The 24,998-nt window shown below is 41.1% G+C and carries 16 protein-coding genes; 9 read left to right on the top strand and 7 right to left on the bottom strand.

The genetic code is table 11. From position 1 onward, the window contains the following. Positions 1-15 precede the first annotated feature (15 nt). The 3 genes from NLF99_RS17145 to NLF99_RS17155 form a co-directional block, all read right to left on the bottom strand. Complete coding sequence (locus NLF99_RS17145) at positions 16-3,189, bottom strand: TonB-dependent receptor (protein ID WP_254529738.1); 3,174 nt, start codon at positions 3,187-3,189, stop codon at positions 16-18. 72 nt (positions 3,190-3,261) lie between these two features. Continuing rightward, complete coding sequence (locus tag NLF99_RS17150) at positions 3,262-4,314, bottom strand: dipeptide epimerase (protein WP_185210575.1); 1,053 nt, start codon at positions 4,312-4,314, stop codon at positions 3,262-3,264. Between the two features lie 2 nt (positions 4,315-4,316). After that, positions 4,317-5,534 (bottom strand): C40 family peptidase, encoded by a 1,218-nt coding sequence (locus NLF99_RS17155; protein ID WP_254529740.1) that lies wholly within the window; start codon positions 5,532-5,534, stop codon positions 4,317-4,319. 171 nt (positions 5,535-5,705) lie between these two features. Here NLF99_RS17155 and NLF99_RS17160 point away from each other — a divergent pair, with 171 nt between their 5' ends. The 7 genes from NLF99_RS17160 (at position 5,706) to NLF99_RS17190 (ending at position 16,444) form a co-directional block, all read left to right on the top strand. Beyond that, complete coding sequence (locus NLF99_RS17160; RefSeq protein ID WP_185210571.1) at positions 5,706-6,740, top strand: N(4)-(beta-N-acetylglucosaminyl)-L-asparaginase; 1,035 nt, start codon at positions 5,706-5,708, stop codon at positions 6,738-6,740. Between the two features lie 304 nt (positions 6,741-7,044). After that, positions 7,045-8,607 carry a DNA/RNA non-specific endonuclease gene (locus NLF99_RS17165; RefSeq protein ID WP_254529742.1) on the top strand — a complete coding sequence of 521 codons (1,563 nt, stop codon included), beginning with the start codon at positions 7,045-7,047 and terminating at the stop codon, positions 8,605-8,607. 31 nt (positions 8,608-8,638) lie between these two features. Further along, on the top strand, positions 8,639-10,045 hold the full coding sequence (locus tag NLF99_RS17170) for a fimbrillin family protein (protein ID WP_254529744.1): 1,407 nt from the start codon (positions 8,639-8,641) through the stop codon (positions 10,043-10,045). 71 nt (positions 10,046-10,116) lie between these two features. Then, positions 10,117-12,864, top strand: a complete 2,748-nt coding sequence (locus tag NLF99_RS17175) for a carboxypeptidase-like regulatory domain-containing protein (RefSeq protein ID WP_254529746.1) — start codon at positions 10,117-10,119, stop codon at positions 12,862-12,864. A gap of 12 nt (positions 12,865-12,876) precedes the next feature. Continuing rightward, the gene (locus NLF99_RS17180) at positions 12,877-14,226 is read left to right on the top strand and encodes a DUF5689 domain-containing protein (RefSeq protein ID WP_254529749.1); all 1,350 of its coding nucleotides are present in this window, start codon (positions 12,877-12,879) and stop codon (positions 14,224-14,226) included. Positions 14,227-14,231: 5 nt separating this feature from the next. Then, positions 14,232-15,275 carry an endonuclease/exonuclease/phosphatase family protein gene (locus NLF99_RS17185; protein WP_254529751.1) on the top strand — a complete coding sequence of 348 codons (1,044 nt, stop codon included), beginning with the start codon at positions 14,232-14,234 and terminating at the stop codon, positions 15,273-15,275. A gap of 8 nt (positions 15,276-15,283) precedes the next feature. Beyond that, positions 15,284-16,444, top strand: a complete 1,161-nt coding sequence (locus tag NLF99_RS17190) for a clostripain-related cysteine peptidase (RefSeq protein ID WP_254529753.1) — start codon at positions 15,284-15,286, stop codon at positions 16,442-16,444. Positions 16,445-16,597: 153 nt separating this feature from the next. Here the strand turns inward: NLF99_RS17190 and NLF99_RS17195 are convergent, their stop codons facing one another. Then, the gene (locus tag NLF99_RS17195; protein WP_254529755.1) at positions 16,598-19,348 is read right to left on the bottom strand and encodes a DNA gyrase/topoisomerase IV subunit A; all 2,751 of its coding nucleotides are present in this window, start codon (positions 19,346-19,348) and stop codon (positions 16,598-16,600) included. Positions 19,349-19,471: 123 nt separating this feature from the next. Between NLF99_RS17195 and NLF99_RS17200 the strand changes: the two genes are divergently transcribed. Beyond that, on the top strand, positions 19,472-20,275 hold the full coding sequence (locus NLF99_RS17200; protein WP_254529757.1) for an alpha/beta hydrolase: 804 nt from the start codon (positions 19,472-19,474) through the stop codon (positions 20,273-20,275). 61 nt (positions 20,276-20,336) lie between these two features. Continuing rightward, positions 20,337-21,527, top strand: coding sequence for a DNA polymerase IV (dinB, locus tag NLF99_RS17205; RefSeq protein ID WP_185210558.1), 1,191 nt, complete (start codon positions 20,337-20,339; stop codon positions 21,525-21,527). Here the strand turns inward: dinB and NLF99_RS17210 are convergent. The 3 genes from NLF99_RS17210 to NLF99_RS17220 are packed head-to-tail and all read right to left on the bottom strand — an operon-like array spanning position 21,524 to position 24,907. Continuing rightward, on the bottom strand, positions 21,524-22,732 hold the full coding sequence (locus NLF99_RS17210; RefSeq protein ID WP_254529759.1) for a glycosyltransferase family 4 protein: 1,209 nt from the start codon (positions 22,730-22,732) through the stop codon (positions 21,524-21,526). The genes dinB and NLF99_RS17210 overlap by 4 nt on opposite strands. After that, positions 22,713-23,747 (bottom strand): lysylphosphatidylglycerol synthase transmembrane domain-containing protein, encoded by a 1,035-nt coding sequence (locus tag NLF99_RS17215; protein WP_254529761.1) that lies wholly within the window; start codon positions 23,745-23,747, stop codon positions 22,713-22,715. The genes NLF99_RS17210 and NLF99_RS17215 overlap by 20 nt, the downstream gene beginning before the upstream one ends. Then, positions 23,732-24,907, bottom strand: a complete 1,176-nt coding sequence (locus NLF99_RS17220) for a glycosyltransferase family 1 protein (RefSeq protein ID WP_185210547.1) — start codon at positions 24,905-24,907, stop codon at positions 23,732-23,734. Before NLF99_RS17220 ends, NLF99_RS17215 begins: the two co-directional genes overlap by 16 nt. Positions 24,908-24,998: the final 91 nt, after the last annotated feature.

Raw genomic sequence — 24,998 nt, forward strand, 5'->3', positions numbered from 1 at the left:
GATAATAATTGAAGGTTATAGACTAACTTCTAATCCGAAGGTGTATGTTTTTCCGAAAGGAGTTTCCCAACCTCTTGTTCCAAACTGGTTAACCTCAGGGTCAGCCCATTTAAATTTAGAAGCGGTTAATAAATTAGTACCATTGAAGAAGATCCTAGCATTGCTAAATCCAATTTTGCTGACTACTGCACTTGGCAATCGATATGATACATTCACGTTTTTCAAGCGCAGGAATGATGCATCGTATAGGTGCCGGGTGGAGCGTGTGATACCATCTTCTGGGTCATTTCCACTGACAAAAGGGTAAAGTGCATCTGTGTTATCTGGTGTCCATACGTTCTGTATGGCGTAATATGAACGGATCCTTTCCCAGTAATAACCATCTTCTGCAACATCTCTTGAGCCCGCATCAAATAACTTCCCACCGATTTTATAAGTGAAGTTTAAGCCCAAAGAGAAACCTTTGTATTCTATATCGGTATTGAAACCTCCATATGCTTTAGGGATCGGAGAGCCAACGATAACCTGTTTTGCATCGCTTACCTTATTGGTAGCACCACGTCCGTTGTGCAAGAATTCTCCTTCTGTACCATCATTGGTATACCACATTGGCTTACCATTGCTTGGATCTACACCTGCCCATTCAGCCATGTAATATGAATACACATCTTCCCCTTCTTTGTACATGAATTGCACTCTTGAATCTCCACCTGTTGGGTCCCACCAAGTGATATCTTTACCACCATAAAGTTTCGAAACTTTCGATTTCAGGAAAGAGGTATTGACATTAGCGGACCAACGGAAATCATCTTTTTTGATGAGGTCTCCACCTATTGAAATTTCAAGGCCTTTATTGTTGATTTCCCCAACATTCAGAAGAGTAGAGTTAAATCCGGTTACTAAAGAGATGTTGACATCCTGTAATAGGTCTTTTGAATCTCTATTGAAATATTCAACGGTTCCATAAAGTCTATTGTTGAACAAACCAAATTCAGCACCTACGTTGAAGGTATGGCTCTTTTCCCATTTCAAATCCTTGTCTGCAATGGTAGTCAAGATTCCACCTGGTTGGTCCATGTAGTTATATCCATACGAAGCCAAGGATCTCCAGCCGAAATTCGAAGTAGGAAGAGTTCCATTGGTACCATAGGAAGCTTTTAGTTTTAGGAGATTGATTTCTTCGATATCCGAAATGAAGCTCTCATTTTTTAGGTTCCATGCAGCAGACAGGGACCAGAAATTACCCCAACGGGTATCAGGGCCTAATCTGGAGTTACCGTCCCTTCTCAGGGATCCTGAAAGGAAATAAGTGTTTTTAAAGTTGTATTCAGCTCTAGAGAATACAGACATCATATTATTCCCCCACATATATGCATCAGCGTCTTTGATACCGGCAGTAGCTACGGTATGCAGCGAACTGGAAGGCAAGTTGGAACCACTTGCAAATTGATAATTTGTTTCATTCTTTTCAGCTTCAAATCCTACCAATAAATCTAAGGTATGTTCCGTAGCAAAGGTTTTGTTGTAATTCAAGGTTGAAGAAGAAATCAACTTCTTGTAATTCGTGCTGTACTCAAAAACAGTTCCGTTAGCTGTAGCACCATAAGTAGTATGGTAATGCAAAGGGCTATAATATAAATGATCCTTAACCTCGGCATTATCGTAGGAGAAGATGGTTTTACCGGTCAATTCCGGAAGGAATTTTACAGTCAAGGATGGAGCAGCAACAATACGAAGTGTCTTTGAATTATTTTCCCATTGTTTATCATAGTATAATGGGTTGTAACCTAAAGAATTATAACGTGTTGTGTATTCTTTGCCTGTCCTGTAATCCGTAGGCCAATAGAAAGGGAACAATAGGTTGTTTGCAAGGTACATATAGTTTGTCCCTGTGTTACGCGTGTCATTGTAACCTTCCTTGTTGTTATGGTTTAAATTGAAGTTGGTGGCAAATTCGACTTTTTCAGAAAGTTTTTGGGAAAAATTCAATCGGCCGCCGATTCTTTCAAACTCATTGGTATAGGCTCTGCCTTTGTCGGTTGTATAAGACAAAGAAGAATAATATTTAGTTTTATCGCTAGCACCACTCACAGCAAGGTCATTGGTCTGATATTTTCCAGTGCGGAAAAGAGCGTCATTCCAATCAAAATATTGACCGTCTCTATTTTCAACACCGTCCGTTTTACCCTTGATGATAATTTTATCATACAAGCCGGTTCCTTCGCTAGAGAATTCATAGCCGTGGATCCCGAATCTCGTATTCATACGGTTTAAGGCATATTGATTTGCCTGTTCTTGGGTGTATCCGTTGGAGGTTCTGTAATCGTGGAAAATTTGGTAGAAGTACTGGATCTGTTCCTGAGGATTTCCAGGTTTGTAGTTGTCGGTCGCCCAATTAGGAGTTACGGCATAGGAGGTACGGAAATCGATTTTTGGTTTTCCGGCTTTTCCTGATTTAGTCGTAATGATCACTACCCCATTTGCTGCACGCGAACCATATAATGAAGCTGCCGCGGCATCTTTCAGAATTGAAATGGATTCAATGTCATTAGGGTTAATGGTGGCCATGATATTGTTGCTGCTTCCCGAAAGAGCTCCACTCATTTGGCCCACATTTCCAGAAACTACCGGTACTCCATCCACTACATATAAAGGTTCGTTGGAGGCGTTCATGGAACCGATTCCCCTAACCCGGATACTGGAGGTTGATCCAGCCTGGCCCGAAGTCGTATTGATCTGAACACCTGGTATGCGACCAGTTAAAGCTTGTTCGAAGGAGGTAACGGGAATGTCTTTTGCCTCTTTTTCATAATTTACGGTTGCTGCCGAACCTGTAAAGGAGCTTTTCTTGGCAGTACCATAAGCAACAACCATAACTTCATCGATGGCTTGGTCATCTTGATTTAAGGTGATGTTGATGGCTTTTCTTCCGTTCAGTGGGATTTCTTGGCTTGTGTATCCTATATAAGATACAACCAATGTGGCATTGTGATCTGCATTTAGAGAAAACAAGCCATTCTCGTTGGTACTGGTACTGATTGTTGTTCCTTTCACAGATACAGTTACTCCAACGAGCGGAGTGCCATCTGATCCAGAAACTTTCCCAGCCACAGCGATTTGTTGCGCATTAACGACCTGCATAGACGTGCAAGCCACTACGCACAAAGTTGTGAGCAAGTGATGTTTCATAATTTTGGTAATTTGTTATTCTTAGGTAATCTGTTTTTCTAGGTAATGTGTTTTTTGGATTTTTTGTCCAATTTATATTTTTAAAATTCCAATTCCAGGACGGTTGGGAAGAATGCAATTCCCATCTCTTACCTGCATACCGTCGTAGATGTCATTTGCAATCAATAAGGCCCCATCCAAATCTGCCCAATCCACTAATGGAGCTAACTGAGCTGCTGCGGTAATGGCACAGGAGGTTTCAGTCATACAACCCAACATCACTTTCATATCTAAAGAGCGGGCTAATTCGGCCATTCTTTTGGCTTCACGCATGCCAGTACACTTCATCAATTTGATGTTGATGCCTGTATAAACATCTTTTAGAGCCGGCACATCGGCAAGGCGCTGGCAACCTTCGTCCGCAATCGTAGGGATTGGAGAACGTTCAGTTAGCCAAGCATTTTCATCGATCATTTCCTTTGGCATCGGTTGTTCCAGGAAAACAACGTTTCTTTCCTTTAACCAATGGGACATTTCCAAAGCTTCTTCCTTGTTCTTCCAGCCTTGGTTGACATCGGCACATAAAGGGACATCCGTTACTGAACGGATCGTATCAATGATCATTTTGTCTGTATCTAGACCAAGTTTTACTTTCAAGATCTTGAATTGCTCAGCCTCAGCTACTTTTTTGCGGATCATTTCTTCCGTATCTATTCCAATGGTATAGGAAGTTGGCGGAATAAGATCAGGGTTTAATCCCCATATTTTATAAAATGGCTGGCCCATTATTTTGCCTAATACATCGTGTAATGCGATATCGACAGCAGCTTTAGCTGCCGTGTTCTTAGCATCGACCTGATCGATGTATTGAAGGATTTCTTCGGTTTGGAAAGGGGAGTTGAACCTAGAAAGATCAATCTTGTTCAAGAAATTCATGACCGATTCCTGGGATTCCCCAAGGTAAGGGGGCATGCTTGCCTCGCCATAGCCAATAATGCCATCATATTCGAGTTCAGTCAAGACAACAGGGGTTGTTGATCGACTAAAAGAAGCTACGGTAAATACATGGCGTAGTTCAAGCGTATAGGGCTTGAAACGCAGGGTAAATTTCCCCATATTTTTGCTTTGCCACTCGTTGCTGTTCATGGTTATTTTTGGTTATAGTAAGGGTTTTCTTGTATTTTTTGCACTTGCTGATCTTTCACGCCGATATATCTTTTTGCTGCAACGACGGTCCTGGTCTGGAAGTCATCGTAGTTTGCGGCATCTTTCAACATGGAGTTGATACGAACGGTTCCTGCCGAATGTATGAATTCACCATTTCCAATATATAGGGCAACGTGGGTAACACGCGCATTAGGATTGCTGTTTTTGCCAGAAGCAAAGAACAATAAATCAGCCGGTTTCAAGTTTTTAAGTGCTTTTTTAGCGTCGAAATGTCCGTCTTTATCTAGGATGTCAATTTTTTGACCAGCCAATACCTGCTGAGATGCATCTCTCGGGATGATGTAGCCATTCATGTAATAAGCAGTTTTGGTAAAACCACTGCAATCTACACCCTTAACAGATGTTCCGCCCCAAAGATAAGGTAGCCCCATCATGGTTTTGGCACTGCTGATCACATTGTCTGCCGTCAGTTCTCTTGAGCCTAACCATTTGTCGAATGTTAATGCTTCATCTTTTAGGATAAAGGCAATACGATGGTCGGGATAAGTTACTTTATAATAGTTACCTTCTTCAGCTAATAAGCCTAGGATATTTCCATAAACCAGGTCAGAAACCCGGACACTTTTTGGGTCAGCTTGAGAAAGTGATTTTCCAAATTCAGCTGTGTAGATTAATTTGGGAAGCTTTCTCCATTTTTCTAAAGCGGCATGATCCATTGCTGCAATAGAGGAGGCTGGAACATATGAAATATAGCCTTCAGGAGTTCTTGCTCTATATTCACCATCAACTTTTTGCAACAGGTCAACCTCTGTTCCAAGAATGGCCTGTGTTGCCATTTCAGAGGCATTTCCTGGTTTTGTTCTAAAGTTTGCCACCGAAAGATTGACGACTCCATGAACTTTTTGACCTACGGTAGAGTCTGGAAGGGCATTGATTCGGATCGTTGCAGGAATATTAGCTGTTTGAGACTTGATGAAGTTGCTGGCTTCAGCAACACTCGACTCAATGACATACTGATTATTGATCGCATTTGCTTGCGTAAGGGCAACGATTTTGGTTCGTTTATCCGGAGCAAATTGTTGTTTGGCGTCTTGTACGATCTGATCCACTTTTTTATAGATCGTGGAGTCTGTTTGTGCGAAAGAAATATTGTTCAAACAGAAAAATGTGCAGAATAGCGCAGTGATACGTATCATCATTCTAGTCTTTAATAATTGTTATCTTGGTAAAACCGCATAAATATGCGAAAAATAGACTGTAATTAAGCGTATTTTTACGTTTTTTCCAAATAATTAACTGGAAATAACGCATAATTTACAATCGTTTAATCCTTGTTCTTTGTAAATTGTATTCCTAATATTGTAATTACTATGCATTCAAGAAGAAAATTTATAAAACAAGGTATCATAGGGGCTGCCAGTATAGGTACAGTAGCTTCTGCTATTTCCTGTCAAGCGACAGAGAAATCCACGAAATCGGTTCGTAAACCTATTGTGATTTCCACTTGGGATTTTGGTGTTGCTGCCAATCAAGCTGCTTGGGAAATCCTGAAGAAAAATGGTCGGGCCCTTGATGCGGTCGAAGCAGGTGTGAAAATCCCTGAAGCCGATCTAAAGAATGTAACAGTGGGAAAAGGTGGTTATCCGGACCGTGATGGACATGTGACCTTGGATGCATGTATTATGGATGAGCTTGGTAATTGTGGTTCAGTGGCGGCGATGGAAGATATTGCCCATCCTATCTCGGTAGCGAGATTAGTGATGGAAAAAACGCCACATGTGATGTTGGTTGGTGCCGGAGCAAGGCAATTTGCACTGGAGAATGGATTCCAGGCCGAGAATTTATTGACCCCCAGTTCTGAGGAAGCTTGGAAAGAGTGGTTAAAGGAAAAGAACTACAAACCGGTCATGAACATTGAAAATAAATCATTTGCCACGGAAAGACTGCCGGGAAACAAATATAACCATGATACCATAGGCATGTTGGCCCTAGATGCTGACGGTAATCTTTCTGGAGCCTGCACTACCAGTGGCATGGCTTTTAAAATGCATGGCCGAGTAGGCGACAGTCCAATTATCGGAGCAGGTCTATATGTTGATAATGAGGTTGGAGGAGCTACTTCAACCGGTGTGGGAGAGGAAGTGATCCGGAATGTAGGTAGTTTTCTGGTGGTAGAATTAATGCGTCAAGGTTATTCCCCTGAAGATGCCTGCAAGGAAGCGGTTATGAGGATCGTCAAGAAAAAACCTGAAATTGCCAAAGATATTCAGGTAGGATTTCTAGCCTTAAATAAAAATGGTGAATATGGTTCATATGCATTGCAAGATGGATTTACTTTTGCCATCTGTGATGAAAAACAACAAGATCTGATAGAAAAAGGTAAGTTCCATTACAAGCCGAAATAAGAAATTTTTATAAAAGGTGCTAGGCAGAAACATTATTTGTTTCTGCCTTTTTTTTGTCCTCTTAATAAAGGCTTAAAAGCTTGTTCAATTTGCTAATTCCTTGGTTTTTATCTTGTTGCTTAACATAGAGTTTAACCAAAGCCTCATTAGTAATATATTCTTAATATCTTTTTAATTAAACTGTATTAATTCAAAGGTAAATTTGGTGGTGAATTCAAAATTAAAACTCAGGAAAAGTCTTGATTTTGAGCCAGACTTATTATGATGCGAAATAATTGGTTTTTATATAATAAATATTAAGTTAATGATTAAGAGGTTATTCTTTGTTCTCGCAGTTGCGTTATTGTTTTTGGGTTCATGTCGGAAAGACTTCAGTAATATCCAAGTTAAGCAAGAACAATCTGTTTTGTTTACCAGTAAGATTACTGGCCAGGTTCAGACCCGTATGTCAGGTACGCAATGGGATGAAAAGGATTCCATTTCAATTTTTATGTATCAGGGAGAGGCTCTGACAGCAGGCAATGTGATACCTGTGGGGTTCAATAAACAGTTTTTAACGCAAAGGAACGGGAATTTTTCTCCCAAAACATCGGCAGACGCCATAGATTTTCCCAAGGATAAGCAAGTTAAGTTTGTTGCATTTTATCCTTTTCAACGAAGATCTGATCTGCAGAGGGAATTGAACATATCCAATCAGCAACAACAGGCTACCATTGATTATATGATTGGGCACAGTGCTAATGCCATGGGCTATCAGCAGGGGCCAGTTCAATTGAATTTTGAAAGACTGATGGCCAAGATCCAGGTTCGAGTAAAAGGAGTGGGGATCAATGCGGTTAATGCAAAAATAAGCTCTTTACGGACGGAAGCAATTTTTCAAATTGATCAGTCTCAGTTAACCCCTCGTCAAGTCTCCAAGGACGTGGAGGGTAAGGTCCTGTCTACAGGACTAGAAACGGTAATCGAATGGGTCATTTTTCCTGGAAAATTGAGTGGTCAATCCGTAATGGTGTTTACTAGTAATAAAGGAGATCGTTATACCTGGGAAATTGGCAAGTTGGCAACAGATTATGTGCGGGGAAATAGATACCAGTATAGTATCGATTTGACTGATGATGGTACGGTGGATCCCAACCCGACTGTCTCTTATATGGAATTGCCAGTCATTTCAAATTCAGCAGATCTTGAATATAATTTTAAGATGACTCCTGATCGTTCCAAACGAAATTTTTCAATGCTTTACGACAAGAAAAATAGGGTTGCTCACTGGGTGGCCTATCCATTGAGTGGTGACTATTTAGGGGGGCAGTCTCGTACGGACAATTGGGCCTATGACCCTAGCTTTTCCAACTTTACTCAACCTTTATTATCCAGAGGTTTTGGAATCGGAGGGATAGACCGTGGTCATCAGATCCCGAGTGCAGATAGGACAAAGAATTATGCCGAAAACTCCACGACATTTTATTATACCAATATGACTGCTCAGAACAGCTCATTGAACCAGGGGCTGTGGGCAAGATTGGAAAATCAGATCCGTTCTTGGGCAAGGAATTCGGGGGTGGATACCATGTATGTAGTAACAGGAGCCGGAATCAGGGATGGCAATGCTCCTGTAGAATATGTGAAGGATAATAGAGGTGAGGATGTTGCAAAACCAAAATATTACTATAAGGCTTTGGCCGTAAAAAGGGGGCAGGATTATTATACCATAGGTTTCTATATGGAAAATAAGGCTACGCAGGCCAGTGCCCATTTTAACAGTTATCGCATGACTGTAGCGGAATTGGAAAGGAAGACTGGACATCGCTTTTTTCCGGGGCTTCCGGAAGCGACAAAAAGCATGATCAATAATGCGATCTGGAGATAGGACTTACTATAAATCAAATAAATAAATTACAATGAAAACAAAACAATTATTAGCTGCAACCCTGGCGTTTATCGCCTTGGTATCTTCTTGTAAAAAAGATGATTACAGGAAGTTGGAGAAAACCAATCCATCGGAAGTTAAGTTCACTTCTAGGATTCTAGGTACAACTGCAACAAAAGCAAATGGAAATGCGTGGGATGCAAATGATGAAATTGGTGTATTTATGAAGCAAGGTACAGGATTGTCAAATATCTTGGCGGCGAACAAAAAATACATCACCAATGGAAACGGGAACTTTACGGCAACGGGAGGTGATATCATCAATTATCCTGAAACTGGGCAGGTAGATTTTATCGCATATTATCCTTTTTCAACTGCGATAAATGGAACTAGATTAGATTTTAATGTTACGGATCAGAGCAATTTAGCGAAGATTGATGTGATGTATTCAGACAATGCAAAGAATTTGGGGAAAAATTCGGGTCCTGCAAGTTTGGAATTTGCACATAAGTTGACAAAAATCGAGTTGATTGTTAAGGCTGGAACTGGCGTGAACAATTTAACAGGTTTAAGAGCAGCTTATAATAATGTACCTACCGTTTCAAGTATGGAACTTTCGACAGGAGCTATCGCAGCAGGAACTAGCAATGCAAATATCAACGCAAAGGTTACAGCTCAAAATGCGGATCAATTTGTTGAAGCTATCTTAATTCCTTCTGATTATAGTACAAAAGAGGTTGTGTTTACAGTTGGATCTGATAATTATAAATGGACTTTACCGGCAAACTTGAACTATGAAGCTGGTAAGAAATACACTTATAATATCACTCTTCAGGTAGGCGGATTAGTTGCCGTTACTGGAAATGCGATTATCACAGATTGGACCTCAGTTACTGGTGGAACACATACTATTGGCAAAGATGGTGGTACAGTTACTCCTCCAACTCCTACTGGTGTTGAACAAACTATTTTTGAAGAAACTTTTGGTGATATCTCAATGGATGATAGGTCTAAAAGGTTTAGAATCGGTCAGTATACTGGATTTTATAATAAGACCGTAAGCTATTCAGATCTGTATACTGCAGAATATGCCGACATCCGTAGAACCACTACCATGGATGCCCATGTTTGGTTGCCAGCAAATAGAACCACAGGGTTAAAGATCCAAAACATTAATACAACTGGCTTTACTAATTTAAAACTGACCTATTCAATGGCTTCAAATCGTCCTGGACAGAAGGTGGAGAATGTGAAAGTTAAAATCAATGGTCAAGAAATGCAACAACCTGGCGTATTGGGAGGTCAAAACTCTTTCTCTACTCAAACTATTAACACAGGTATTCCTGCAGCTCCGATCACTATTGAATTTGATGCGATTTCAGCATTAAATGAGGGTGGTTATCGTATCGATAATATCAAATTAGTAGGAACAAAATAATCATTTTAATCAAGGTTGGGGGATAAAATTCCCCTTCCTTGTTCAATGAAACCTTTCGAATATTAAAGAATATGCAAAGGATTTTTTCCATAATCTTTTTGTTGACTTGCTTTTGTGTAGCCGTCTTGGGGCAGGAAGGAATTCAACTATCAGGTAAGGTGGTCCACAGCCGCACGAAAATCCCCTTGGTGGGTGTTTCGGTTTACTTGGAACAGAACAAGATGAACAGCAGTAGCAACGAGGAAGGGGAGTTTGTCTTTGTCAACTTGAAATCCGGACCTGAAAAATTAATCATTCAGTCAGCTGGATTTAGAAACTATGAGATGGAATTTGAAATTAAGGATTCCAGTTTCATGAGATTGGAGGATATAGAATTGGTTGCTGAAAATCAGATCGATGTGCAGACCGTTCTGGGTGTGATAGATGATGATATCATTTCCTCGGAAGGGGACATGAGCTCACAAGATATTCAGGCATCCGTTATTCTCTCCAATGACCTTTACCTGAATAAAGTAGGGTTTAAGCTCTTTCCTTATCGTTTTAGAGTTCGTGGATACGACCCACATTACGAACAGATCTATATCAACGGCATTTTGGCGAATGACCAATACCGCCGAGTTTTTAATTACGCTTCAATCGGAGCGTTAAATGACCTGACCCGAAATGGGGATGTGGTCAATTACAATCAAATAGGAACATACACTTTCGGAACCATTGGAGGTTCTGAAAACATCAATATGCGAGCAAGCTCCTATGCAAAGGGAGGGAAGCTCACACTGTCCTATACGAATAGGAACTATTATGCACGCTCCATGTTCAGTTATTCAACAGGGCTAAATGAAAAAGGTTGGGCATTTACGGGTGCTATCGGTGGTAGGTTTTCTGATAAGGGATTTATTCCGGGGACATCCTATAGAAACTTTTCCTATGCATTGTCGATGGAAAAACAATGGCAGGGCGGCGATCATTCGCTTTCCGTGCTCAGCTTTGGTTCACCAGTAGTTCGGGGCCAACAAGGATCCTCTTTTCAGGAGGTCTATGACTTGGTCGGTGATAATCTATATAATCCAAATTGGGGCTATCAAAATGGTAAGATCCGTAATTCAAGAATGGTCCATGCCTATGATCCGACCTTGGTCATTTCCCATCGCTGGAAAATTGATGACAGGAGCAGTTTGACCTCTGGAGGTATTTTACATTATGGTCGATACAGTAATTCGGCATTGAACTGGTATAACGCCATGGATCCACGACCTGATTATTATCGTTATTTGCCCTCCAATTTTTCAAGGTTTACCCCTAGACTTGACATGAGGACTATCGAACAGTATACCCAGCTTTGGAAATCTAGGGACCCTAAGGTCACTCAGTTGAACTGGGAAGAAATGTACCGTCAGAATCTGAATCCTGAGAATATTAGAAAAACGAACGGTGCTGCTTTGTACACCTTAGAACGCAGGCATTCTGACCTGATGGAAGGGACAGTGAACATAACATTCAATAAGCTTTATCAAAATAATTTTAATCTAACAGCAGGTATTGAGGCTAGAAAGACGAGATCATACCAGTATAAGACCATAGATGATCTGCTGGGAGCCGACCATGTCGTTGATCTAGACAAGTTTGCCGAACGGGAGAATCCAGGTAATGAAAATGTCAAGCAAAATGACCTTCTTTTTCCCAACCGAAAGGTTTATGAGGGCGATATTTTCGGCTATGATTACGATATAGATATTCAGGCTGTGAATGCATGGTTGAGTAATGGTTTTCAATCCAGGAATTTAGAGTTTTATTACGGAACAAAAATCAGCTATACCGATTTTCGTCGGGTTGGAAATATGAGGAACGGCCGGTTCCCTGACCATTCGTATGGGAAAGGTCCTAAATATGACTTTGTGGATTTTACGGTAAAAGCTGGCCTGACCTATAAGTTTGATGGCCGGAATTTCCTTTCTGCCAATTCTGCCTATATCACAGAGCCACCAGCTCCCGATCGATCATATGTGATGCCGCGGGTTACAGACCGCGTCGTTAAAGGACTTTCTAGTGGCAGGATCCTCCATAATGATATCAATTATGTTTTTTCCTTACCGCATCTATCTGGGCGGCTGTCACTCTTCCAGACTAATTTCTATGATCATTTGGAACGGATGAATTATTACCATGATTCCCAGCGGACCTTTGTCTTTCACAACCTAAGTGGAGTTGATCGAAAACATCGAGGAATAGAGGCAAGTGTAACCTATAGTCTGAACCAAAACTGGAATTTCGATTTTATTGGTACCCTAGCTGAATATTACTATAGCAACAATCCCATGGGGACCATGAACTCAGAAAATGGCCTTATGGTGAATTTGGAGGAGAAAGTTTACATGAAGAACCTCTTTGTCTCTGGAACGCCACAGGCAGCCGGAATCTTTGCTGCCAGGTATTTCTACGATTACTGGTTCCTCGAGATGAGTGGGAATCTTGTCAGCTGGAACTACATGTCCTCTGCTGCTTTGAGGAGAATGGCTTCAGTATATTCCACGGTGAACCCCTATCAAGATAGTTATGAATCATATAGGAAATTGACAAGCCAAGAGAGGCTGAAAGGAAATTTTACCTTGGATGCCTCGGTTGGGAAGTTGATCTACCTTCGGAACCGACGTGCCTTGAACTTCAATCTGTCGATTATGAACTTACTGAACCAAAAAAATGTTGGGACTGGCGGTTATGAACAAGGTAGGTTGGACCTAGTATATCCAGATAGGTTCAATTCTCGATATTTCTATATGCAGGGTTTCAATGTGTTTTTTAATACAAGTTATAGGTTTTAATAAAGTTATTAGATGAAAAATATTAGGTTAATCTATTTGTTCTTATTCAGCATGCTTTTCTTGGCATGTGAACGCGAGTATACCCCACCACCTTTGACTGAACCGGTCTATAAGGGGAAACCGGTTAACATCAGTATAAAACAGTTAAAAGAACGATTTAAGGATATTAAGGATCCGGTATTTTTGGAGGAGGAATTAATCATAAAAGGGATTGTGACTGCAAATGATGAATCTGGCAACATCTATAAGCAAATCTATGTACAGGATGGAACGGCAGGCATTTATTTAGGCGTGGAACAAAATTCGGTCTATGTGACCTATCAGGTTGGTCAGGAAGTTTATGTGAACCTTAAGGACTTATATATCTTAAAGTATGGTGGTGAATTGCAGATCGGTTTGGGGACCACCAATGCCAATAGGATTTCCTGGCAGAGTTTTCAGGATAAGGTCAAGATGAATTCATGGCCAAACCCAGCGAATGTAAAATATAAAGAAATATCGTTTGATAAACTGACGGACGATCTGGTCCATCAAATCGTTGAAGTAAGGGACATACGTTTTGTCAATGGCGGAAAAAGGACCTTTTCGGAAAAAAATGCCACCAGCAATGAGGAAATAAGGGATCAGGATGGGAAAGTGCTGGTTGTTCGGACGAGTAATTATTCGAATTTTTCCCAGGACCTATTGCCTAGGGGGATCGGTAGCCTTATTGGGATATTAGGAAGGTTCAATGGTACCTGGCAGCTTTTGTTGCGGACAAAGGCCGATGTTCTGAGTTTTAGTGGAGAAAATCCGGAAGAGGTCAAACCGACTGCCGGCAGTTTTTTCAAAGAAACCTTTGGACAGGGAACCTATCCATCAGGAAATCGACCAAAAATCAATGATTTTAAAGATTTTGACATGAAGCCTCCGGTTCAATATAAGGAAGATGCGAGTATTGCCGATGTTAGAAGTATATCGGGAGGAAATGGTGCCCACATCTGGTTGCCAGCCAATAGAGATGCTACTGTAGAGATTTCCGGAATCAATTCCCAAGGTAAAGGCGAAGTGACCTTAAGCTATCAACTGACAGCAAACCTGTTTGATGCATCTGCATCGGCGGACCTTAACCAAATCCAGGTCAAGGTCAATGGGCAATTGATGTCAGTCCCAAGTAAGCCTATATCGAATGCTGCGGGGGACAACAACAAATGGTTTACCATCAGTATTCCTAAGATTCCACAAGCCAATAATTTGAGGATTGAGTTTGTTTCCAACTCTGCTAACAACAAAATTGGCTTTAGGTTAGATAATATAGAATTGGTGGGTGCGGATTCAGGAAATGGAGGAAAGAAAGAAATCATTATTCCTCAATTGAAATAACAGATATGTTTAGTATTCAAAATAGAAAATACCTTCTGTTATTTCTTTTTGCAGCACTATGGTTGAACGGCCTCAGTCAGCACAGGAAATATTCTGTATATCCTATTGCATTCTATAACGTAGAGAACCTATTTGATACAGAAAGAGATACTAGTATCCAAGATGAGGAATTTACACCAAAAGGCGGGATGAACTGGACCCAGGACAAGTACTGGAAAAAGCAGGAGAAAATTGCTTCTGTGTTGAGCAGTATCGGAAGGAAATATGGTAAATCAGGGCCCGTAATTATTGGACTATCTGAAATTGAGAACAGGAGGGTAATAAATGACCTCATCAAGCAAAGTGCTATAAAAGATAATGGTTATGAAGTTGTACATTACGAATCTCCAGACCGTCGAGGAATCGATGTTGCAATGCTCTACAATCCCAAGCTTTTTCGTTTAGTTCATGCCCAGATATTGCCTTACCATATTGAAAGTAGGCCGGAATACGTTACTCGAGATATTTTAATGGTCAAGGGAGTAATTGCCAATGAGATGGTCCACGTATTCATTAACCATTGGCCTTCCAGGTTTGGGTCCAAATCCTCTGAACTTCGCGAGCATGCTGCTGGCATAGTCAGAAACGCTGTAGATTCCATTTACAGGAAAAATCATAAAGCAAAGATCATCATCATGGGTGACCTCAATGACGACCCTGTTGATATCAGCGTAAAGGAGATTTTAGGGGCAAAACGCTATAGTGAAAATGTAAGGCCAGGGGAATTGTACAATACTATGTTTAAGCATTATACACAAGGTATTGGAACATTAGGATATCTTGCCAAATGGAGCCTTTTTGACCAGATTATTATTTCGGAGCCACTATTAGGAGATGATAGGAGCAGTTTGAAATTCTGGAAATCTGAAATCTATAATCCCGATTATTTAATTACCAAGGACGGTCGGTACAAAGGATATCCCTTAAGGACGTTTTCTGGTAATCTATTCCAGAATGGATATTCCGATCACTTTCCCGTATTAATTTATTTGTTAAAAGAGTTAGATTGAATAAAAAAATGAACAACAGGAGAAATTGTTTTCAGAAAAGTTTTACAATAGGATTTGTCCTGTTATTTAGTGTTTTATTAGCCTCGTGCAGCAAAACGGACCTTCAAGGAAGGCAAGTAGTTTCCAAGACTGTTATGGTCTATATGTCAGCAAACAACAACTTAGCTCCGGAAGCTTACGCAAATATCAATCAAATGGAGGCCGGCTATGCAGATTTTGGAGGGAAATTATTAGTTTATGCCAAGGTCTTTGGCCAAAATCCCAAGATTTACGAAATCGTTCATGATGATACCCCACAGATTGTCAGTAAGGTTTTAAAAGATTATCCTGAACACAATGCCTCAGATCCAAATATCATGAGAATGATATTTGAAGATATGGAGCAACTCGGAAAGGCAGAAAGTTATGCGGCCATACTATGGTCCCATGCTACCAATTGGTATCCTGGGAACTCGAAAATGGCAAAAGTCAAATCATTTGGAGACGATAATGGGGAGACCATGGATGTAATGGACCTAAAAAGAGCTTTGCCAAGGAATTTAGAATATTTGATTTTTGATGCCTGCTCGATGGGTTCTGTGGAGGTTCTGTATGAATTAAAAGATATTGTTCCCTATGTATTAGCTTCCCCAACAGAGGTCATCAGTGTTGGTCTGCCATATGACAAGATCATTGGACATTTTTTTGATAAGAATGTGGAAAAAGGACTCATAAAGGCAGCACAGCTTTACTTTGATTTTTACAATAACCAGAAGGGATTGTTCCGTTCAGCTAGTTATTCCTTAATAAATATGAAAGAGATGACCAATTTGGCTAAGACCATGGAAAGTGTTATCCAAACTGGAAAATATGGGCAAGTTTCCAGGAATGATGTGCAGAGGTTGGATCTTGATCCGAATATGGTTTCTACCGTACCTGCATTTGATCTTTTGGATTTCTGCGAGAAAAATTATTCGAAGGAACATGTAGCCATGATTAAGAGTCAAATCGATCGAACTGTCCTCTTTAAGGTTGCAACCCCTCAATTTTTAGGAACAGCAATTAATTCTTTCTCTGGGGTGTCCTGTTATATTCCTGCACAATCGGAGAATGAATTTGCTAAATATTATCAAGGATTAGCTTGGAATTCAGCTTCATCCTATTTTAAACTATTCCATTGGATATCATAAATATCACATAATTACTACTTGTTTTTTTAAAGGAGTTCATAGGATACTATGGCTCCTTTTTTCATTGTTTCCAAAATAGTAAATATTGCGATTACGAGGTGGGCAAAATTTTGTAATTCATAAATAAAAAAGGGGACCAAGTCCCCTTTTATCTTAATTTTCTTCTTCTTCGTTGCCTCCAAACAATCCCAGCTGCCCATTGGTATCGATTTGGATATCATCAGGGTTGGTGATTTCAAAAGGAATATCATCCGGTTCAGCAGGTTTTGGTTGCTTCGGTTTTTCTGGTTCTACTGTTGTTTTTTCAGACTTGACTTCCTTCTCGACCATAGCCTGTGTTTCAGGTGCTGCGATCTCATTTTCCTCAGTTTCTTGTGAGGTTGAAAGGTCCTTTTCTTCAGAAAGAAGCTTAATCTTTTGTACCGTATGGAATGATAACCTATTACCTTGCGCTTTCATTCCTTTCACATCTACGATTTCATTTAATTCCTGCTCTAGATGTTCGTGGGTCTGGGATTTACCTTTCAGGATATCCAGAGAAACGATTGGTGTGTCATTGTTGGTCAACAGAACCAATTTGCTTTCTTCAGGAATGAAACGAACTCGTTTTCCTACTGGATTATCATCAAAGTTGAATCTCTTGACAAAGTAGGTTCCAGATTTACTGTCCTGATGGATGGCCGTATAGATTTGTTCAGGAATGAATTTCTCTAGACGGATCATTTTCTCGTCGAAGTGATTGTTCAGGTCAAAGTTGCTCAACTCATAGGTTCCATCGTTGACAACCATTAAGATTTTGTCATCACCATCGAATTCGCCCAAGAACTTACCTCGATTATCGGCATTCAAGCGTTTTAGGATATCATCATACCAGATCTTTCTACCGGCAAGAGTTGAGACCCCTGCGCTTTTAAAGGCAACCTTTTTAACGGGGTATTTGCTGACAATGTTTCCTTGGGAAGCACGTCCCTTGATTGCGATCTCAGCAAAATCCATATCAAAGTTCAGCTTGCGTAGTTTTGAATGAGGTTTGAGCTGGATATTTACGATTTCGGCCTCTCCGTTTGGATTGGCAGTAAAGTAAAGGATCTTAGTGCCTTTACTAGCTTTACCTATATCATAATCCTTATCCCTTGTGACTGCTGTCACGGAGAACCGCTTGATGTAACTGGTTCCGGTAGCCCCATCTTTATAGATGGCATTATATACGGTCCGGTCATCGCCTTTTTTGAAGACAGCAACATGGATTATATCTTTACCCACAAACACCTTGTCCTGTACTTTGACAACGGAATATTTACCGTCCGCGCGGAAAACGATGATATCGTCGATATCCGAACAATCTGAAACCAATTCATCCTTACGCATATTGGTTCCAATAAATCCTTCCTCGCGGTTCACATAAAGTTTTGCATTTGCTAGGGCAACCTGGGTTGCTTCTACCTTATCGAATACACGAAGTTCAGTCTTCCGTTCTCTTCCTTTACTGTATTTTCCACGAATATATTCAAACCACTTAATGGTATATTCTGTTAGGTTCCTTAAATTCTTTTTAACCTCTTTGATCTCATCCTCAAGGGCTTTCATTTGCTCATCTGCCTTTTTGACGTCAAAGCGTGTGATGCTACTCATGGGTTTGTCGATCAACCTCTTGAAATCTTCAGGTGTGATCGCACGGTAGAACTGATCAAAGAATGGCTCAAATAATTGGTTCAACACTGCTACCACGGTGTCGAAATCGCCGGCATTTTCATAATCAGAATGCTTATACATGCCTTCTTGGATAAATATCTTCAGCAAGGAGCTAAAGAAAATCTTTTCCTGAAGTTCATGCAACCTGATCTCAAGTTCTTGTTTCAACAAGCTCTTGGTCTGCTTTGTGTTTTCGATCAAGATATCATTCACGCTCATAAAATGAGGTTTGTTGTTCTTGATCACACAGGTATTTGGCGAAATGGAAGTTTCACAGCCGGTGAAAGCATACAATGCATCTATGGTTACATCTGGAGAAATTCCAGGGGCAAGGTGCACAATGATCTCAACGAACTCAGCGGTATTGTCCTCAATTTTCTTGATCTTGATTTTTCCCTTTTCATTGGCCGAAACGATACTATCGATCAATGAGCCGGTTGTAGTGCCGAATGGGATTTCGGTGATGGCCAATGTTTTCTTGTCCCGCTCCTCGATCTTTGCGCGGACACGGATTTTTCCACCACGCTGTCCTTCATTATATCCCGTTACATCGGCCATCCCTCCAGTTGGGAAGTCCGGATAGATTGCCGGTCTTTCACCTTTTAAAACTTGGATGGATCCATCGATCAGCTCAATAAAGTTATGCGGCATGATCTTGGTCGCCAAACCTACGGCAATTCCTTCTGCTCCTTGAGCCAATAACAATGGAAATTTAACAGGAAGGGTGATCGGTTCTTTATTCCGCCCATCATAACTCAATTGCCAATCGGTAGTATCAGGATTGAAGACCACTTCATTGGCAAACTTAGACAGTCGGCCTTCGATATAACGAGGGGCAGCAGCGGAGTCTCCGGTAATCGGATCTCCCCAGTTACCCTGACAGTCGATCAGTAAATCTTTTTGCCCTATTTGAACCATCGCATCCCCAATGGAAGCATCCCCATGTGGGTGGTACTTCATGGTATTACCGATGACATTTGCCGCTTTATTATATCGTCCATCGTCCATTTCCTTCAGGGAATGTAGGATACGACGTTGAACGGGCTTGAAACCATCATTGATATGTGGTACCGCGCGGTCCAATATGACATAAGAAGCGTAATCCAGAAACCAATTTTCATATAGTCCCGACAAGGGGATGGTATTGCTTTGTTGGTCTTGATTTGGGTTTGAGTCGTTATTCTCTTCTATATCGTTGATTTCGTCACTCATGAAATTTTCGTAAGATTTTGATGGGTTTACAGGATTGATTTCCGCAAACCTCGTAAAAATACAAAATTCATTTTATTTGTCTTATTTTTAGGATTATTCTACAATCTATCAAAACCCTATCAGATGAAAAGACTTGTGACCCTCTTGCTATTTTGTTCCCTCCTGAATTTTCTTTTTGCCCAAAGTGCAAATTATGGCTTGAAGGAGAATATTTCTTATGTGCCTTCCAATGCGGATCCGTATAGCAAGGAACGCTGTCAAGTGGATGTGTACTACCCGAAGGACAAGAAAGATTTTGCTACCATCGTGTGGTTCCATGGTGGTGGATTGACGGAAGGAAGGAAAGAGATTCCTGCTTACCTGAAAGAAAAAGGTGTCGCCGTAGTAGGGGTCGGTTATCGACTGTCGCCCAATGTCAAGGTTGAAGATATCATCAAGGATGCTGCAAAAGCGGTTCACTGGACTTTCGATCATATTGCTGAATTTGGTGGCAGCAACAAAAAGATTGTTCTTTCCGGTCATTCTGCTGGAGGGTATTTGAACCTGATGCTTGCTTTAAATTCCCGCTATTTAGCTGATGAAGGTATCAATGCAGACGATCTATTTGCTGTAGTTCCCTTCAGTGCTCAATGCATCAGCCATTTTACGGCCCGTGCCGAAAAAGGGATCCATATCAATCAACCTGTCGTTGATGAATTTGCACCTCTTTTTTGGGTCCGGAAAAGCAATGTGCCGATGACCTTGATCACAGGAGACCGGGAGCTTGAAATGGTCGGTCGATATGAAGAGAATGCCTACTTAGCCAGGATGTTTAAGATAGTTGGCCACACTCAGGTTAAATTATTAGAATTGGACGGGTATGATCATGGAATGGCCTATCCCGCTTTCCCGCTTTTATTGAAAGAAATCGAACGGTTGAATAAATAAATAAAAGTTTATTTTACTAATATTTTTAGTAATTTTGAATTGTTTCATATTCGGAATTACTATGAATTTGGTTGATAACAAGCGTTTTGTGGCTCATTTGGACTTGGATACGTTTTTTGTAAGCGTAGAACGTCTGAAGAACAGTAAGTTCATTGGTAAACCTTTGATTGTGGGAGGGTTGAGCGACCGTGCGGTAGTTTCGGCCTGCAGTTATGAGACCCGGAAATTTGGAGTCCATAGTGCGATGCCGATGAAACTGGCTTTGCGTTTATGTCCGCATGCTATTGTGGTACGGGGCGATATGGACAGTTATAGCTATTATTCAAGGGTGGTGACCGATGTGGTTCGAGAGACTGTTCCGGTAATGGAAAAGGCGAGTGTGGATGAGTTTTATGTGGATCTGACAGGTGTTGACCGTTTTTTCGGTTGCAGCCAGTTTATGATAGAGCTGAAAGGGAAGATCCAAAAGGAGAGTGGTCTGCCAATTAGTTATGCTTTAGCATCCAATAAGCTGATCAGCAAAGTGGCGACCGATGATGCAAAACCCGATGGACGCAAGGAGATATTGCATGGCCTAGAAAAAGATTACCTGGCTCCTCTGAAAATCCAACGGATGCCGGGGATAGGGGATAAGACCAGCATGCTCCTGCTGCAGATGGGCGTCAAAACGATCAAGATATTGAGTGAGATCCCGGTTCCAATGATGCATAACCTTTTAGGGAAAAACGGGATTGACCTTTCCAGAAAAGCCAATGGGATCGACCCTTCACCCATTATTCCCTATTCTGAACAAAAGAGCATCGGCACGGAAGAAACCTTTCTGCAAGATACCATCAACATGCAGTTCCTGAACAGTGAATTGATCCGGATGACAGAACGGTTGACTTTTCAATTGCGCAAGCAGGAGCGATTGACCGGTTGTGTTACGGTAAAATTGAGGTATGCCAATTTTGATACGGTCAGTAAACAGATGGTGATTTCCTATACCGCCTCTGATACCGTATTGCTGAAGAAGGTCAAAGAACTTTTTGCTAAGCTCTACGACCGCCGGATGCTGGTCCGGTTGATCGGGGTTCGGTTCAGCCATCTGGTGCAGGGATCACAACAGATCAATCTATTTGAAGATACTGAAGAGGCTGTGCGCTTGTATCAAGCCATGGATGCCATGCGAGCTCGATATGGTGACGAGGCAATCAAACGGGCGATATCCTTAAAAGAAATCAATAAAAAGGATCGGAGTCCCCATTTTTAACATTCCTTGGAGTGCAATAGCTTTAAGGAAGATTTCTTATAGGTCAACTGTCGAAAGGTCTGCAGATAAGATGAGGCCATGATTTCCCAACCGTAGTGCTCTAAACTAAAGGCTTGATAAGATTTTGCCAAGACCTGATATCCGTCTGTATTATCTAGGACTGCATTTAATTGGTCGACCCAACGGTCTGAATCATTGGAAGGAAGAAGGATCCCGTTTTTCTGATGTTGAACAGCGTCGGTTATTCCCTCCAGAGAAGAAGAAACGACCAAGGTGCCAGCCACTGAAGCTTCTAAGCAGACCAATCCAAAACCTTCCATATCACCCGGTACCTGAATGTTGGGCATCAAAAAAGCCGATGCATGCCCTAAAAGCGATTGAAGATGCTGAAAAGGAACTTTGCCAAGATGTTTTACCCGAGAGTCGATGATAGGGTCTTGCAAAAGTTTTCGGATTTCGCTTTCATCTGAAGGGTATCCCAAAAAAAGAGTAACCAAGTGGAATATTTTTTTAGGAAGTAGACGAAGGATTTTTTCCGTAAAACTAGCTTTTTGATTGAAAGGGCCAATCATCAACAGTTGAAAGTCGGATGGCATTTGAGGAACAACTTCCCTCAACAACCATGCGAAGCCTTTTCGTTTCACGGGACGACCCAAGGTCACCATGTATTTCTTGTTGAGGTCAATCTGTGGATAATAATGCTTGATCTGTTCCAAAGGAGCCGGTCTGGATTTGGCAATATCATGGTCAACGCCATTTTTGATAACGGTTATTTTATCTTCGGAAATGCCACGACGGATGGCAGCTTTTGCAGTGGCTGAGCTAACGGTAATGATGTGGTCATATTCATTGAAACGTGGCAGGATTTTCTTCTGAAAGTATCTCAAAGGGAACACCACATCCAGACCATGCAGGGTAATCACTCTTTTCAAATGTTTATAACCGGAATGAAAGAGGGCAAGCGATGCAATCAGTCCGTCGTTAAAATGGATCAGTTGAATATTGGGATGGAGTTCCAATGTCCTTAGGATATTGCTATTGAGGTTCCAGAAAAACTTCAACAGGCTCTCTTCCCCTTTTCTATAAACCAGCATATGGATCTGAACCTGCGGATGCTTGCTAAGGTTGTTGATCAGTTCAAAGCTTTGTTTTTCCATACCACCTGTTGCAGGTGGATATTTATGACTAACAAATAATATTTCCATTTTTCAGCGTAGATGATTGTGTACTGTCCTTTTTGACAAATAGGTATAGGATAAACCCTACAGCTATCCAGAAAAGCTGTCTTGCGCGGCGAAGGATGGAGGCCGAAATCCAGATGCTAGAGGCACTGATACCTATGATCTGTAGCATCATCTTGTTTCCAAGCTCTTCAACTCCCAATTGTCCAGGAACAAAGGCTCCCGCACTTTTAAATACAATGACGCCCATATCCAGCAGCAAACCATGCATGGGCTCTACATCAAAGCCTAAAAAAAGCAGGATGAGATAGAATTCCAAGCTGCCGATAATCCAATGGATACCCGCTAAGAGGTAAGAGTACCAAAATAACCTTGGGTTAAACCGGTAAGACTTTCGGATATTGAATATCAATTTCAGGACCTTTGATCTGAGTTTTTTCCAAAAGCCATCGATATCTTCACTGTTCACGGGTTTTGAAGAGGATCTGCTAAAGATGAGCCAATAGAAAAAAACTAAGTTCAACAGGATCAAGAATGCAATAAAGACATAGAAAGCAACTCCTATGCTCTTCAATGCAGCTTGCCCAGCTTCCATGCCACTCAGCCAAAGGCAGGCAATCAGGAACAAGAGGATCTGTGAAAGTACCACTGTGATCCTGTAAGTCGCCACAGAACTTAAAGCTACTTCGGTAGAGATCCCATAAGGTTTGAGCATTTCAGCTTTCAGTAAATCTCCTCCGACTATGCTCGTCGGGTTATACTGACCGACGGTTTCGCCAATTTGCCGGACCGCAAACATCTTCATCAAACTGATTTTCTTGCGGTCATCAGCCAGACAGACATACCAAGACCAGGTACCAAAAAAATAAGCCAAGAAAGTAACCCCAAGGAGATAGGTGAATCTATATCCAATTGTTAGCAATTCCTTTTTTATAGCTGAGAAATCGGTGTTGAGGATATAGACAGCTATAAAACCAATTATGATGAGGATAAGCCCAGTTTTGACCGTTTTTTTGCTGATCCTTAGTTTCCTGCCCATGCAATACCGTTTATGGGTTCGGAAGCTAACTCATGGATGTCATCAAAATAAGTTTGTGCCAACTCCCCCCAATCCAATTTTCTCACGTAATTCAGTCCAGCCTGTTGGAATTCGTTTTTTATTTGGGGATCGCTCAGGATCTTATGTATGAAATACATGTATTCCAAGGCATTGTTGGGCACACATTTGTACCCATTTCTTCCATGTTCAATCAGGCTGGAACTCCCTCCTCCATTGGCAATGACACAGGGAAGACCGGATGCCATGGCTTCTATTACCACGTTTCCATAAGTTTCCGAAGTAGAGGTGAAAAGGAACACATCAGAAGAAGCATATAGTTTTGATAGTTCAGTATGGTCTAATTTTCCCAAGAAATGAGCTGTAGGCATCAGCATTTCTGCTTCTTCCCTTGCGGCTCCATCGCCTGCGATAATTAAGTTATATTCAAATTTTGATTTTTTGAGATGCTGATAAACGTCGATTAAGGTTTGCACGTTTTTCTCCCAGACCAAGCGGCTTGCAAACAAAATATTGGGTTTGTCGTTTTTTGTGATATTCCGGATATAGGCTCGGTCAGCTTTCTCGGGATTAAACAATCTCAGGTCGATACCCCTTTGCCATAAAGTCAAACGATCGGACTGTATCCCAATTTCCTTAAGTTCATCCATGATATTATTGGCGGGCACATAAATCTTATGGCAACTGTTGTAGAAGCGGAGCATAGCCTTGCGCATCCAATATTCTGCAGGCCTGATCAAAGAAGATAGATTGCGGAGATAATAAGCGATATATGAGATAAAGTGGGTGTGATAGATACTCAGGATCGGGATGTTCCTTTTCCTCGCATATTTCATGGCAAAGAACCCTAAAAGGGAGGGAGTTGCGATATGGATCACGTCCGGAGCAAAATTATCCAAGGCTTCTTCCAGTTTCCATTTTGATAATTGGGGAACTGCCAATGAATAATCATCATTGATCGGAATGCGGAAGGTCGGGACTTGATAAGATTGATGCGTCTTGAAGTTTTCAGGACCTTTTCCATAAATGAAAAGGTAAGAAAAAGCCGTGTGATCGATTCGGTTTATGATTTGAAACATGGTCCTTGAGGCCCCGTCAAAATCTTCTATGAGAATCTCAGAAAAAAAAGCAACTTTCTTCATTTAGAATTCAAATTGTCTATCGGGTAAAAGTATAGGCTCAGTGTTTCTTTATTGCTAATTTGGTGTTATGCTATTGTGAATGAAATGTTTA

The sequence above is a fragment of the Sphingobacterium sp. LZ11T8 genome (genome assembly GCF_024261425.1).
Lineage (GTDB): Bacteria > Bacteroidota > Bacteroidia > Sphingobacteriales > Sphingobacteriaceae > Sphingobacterium.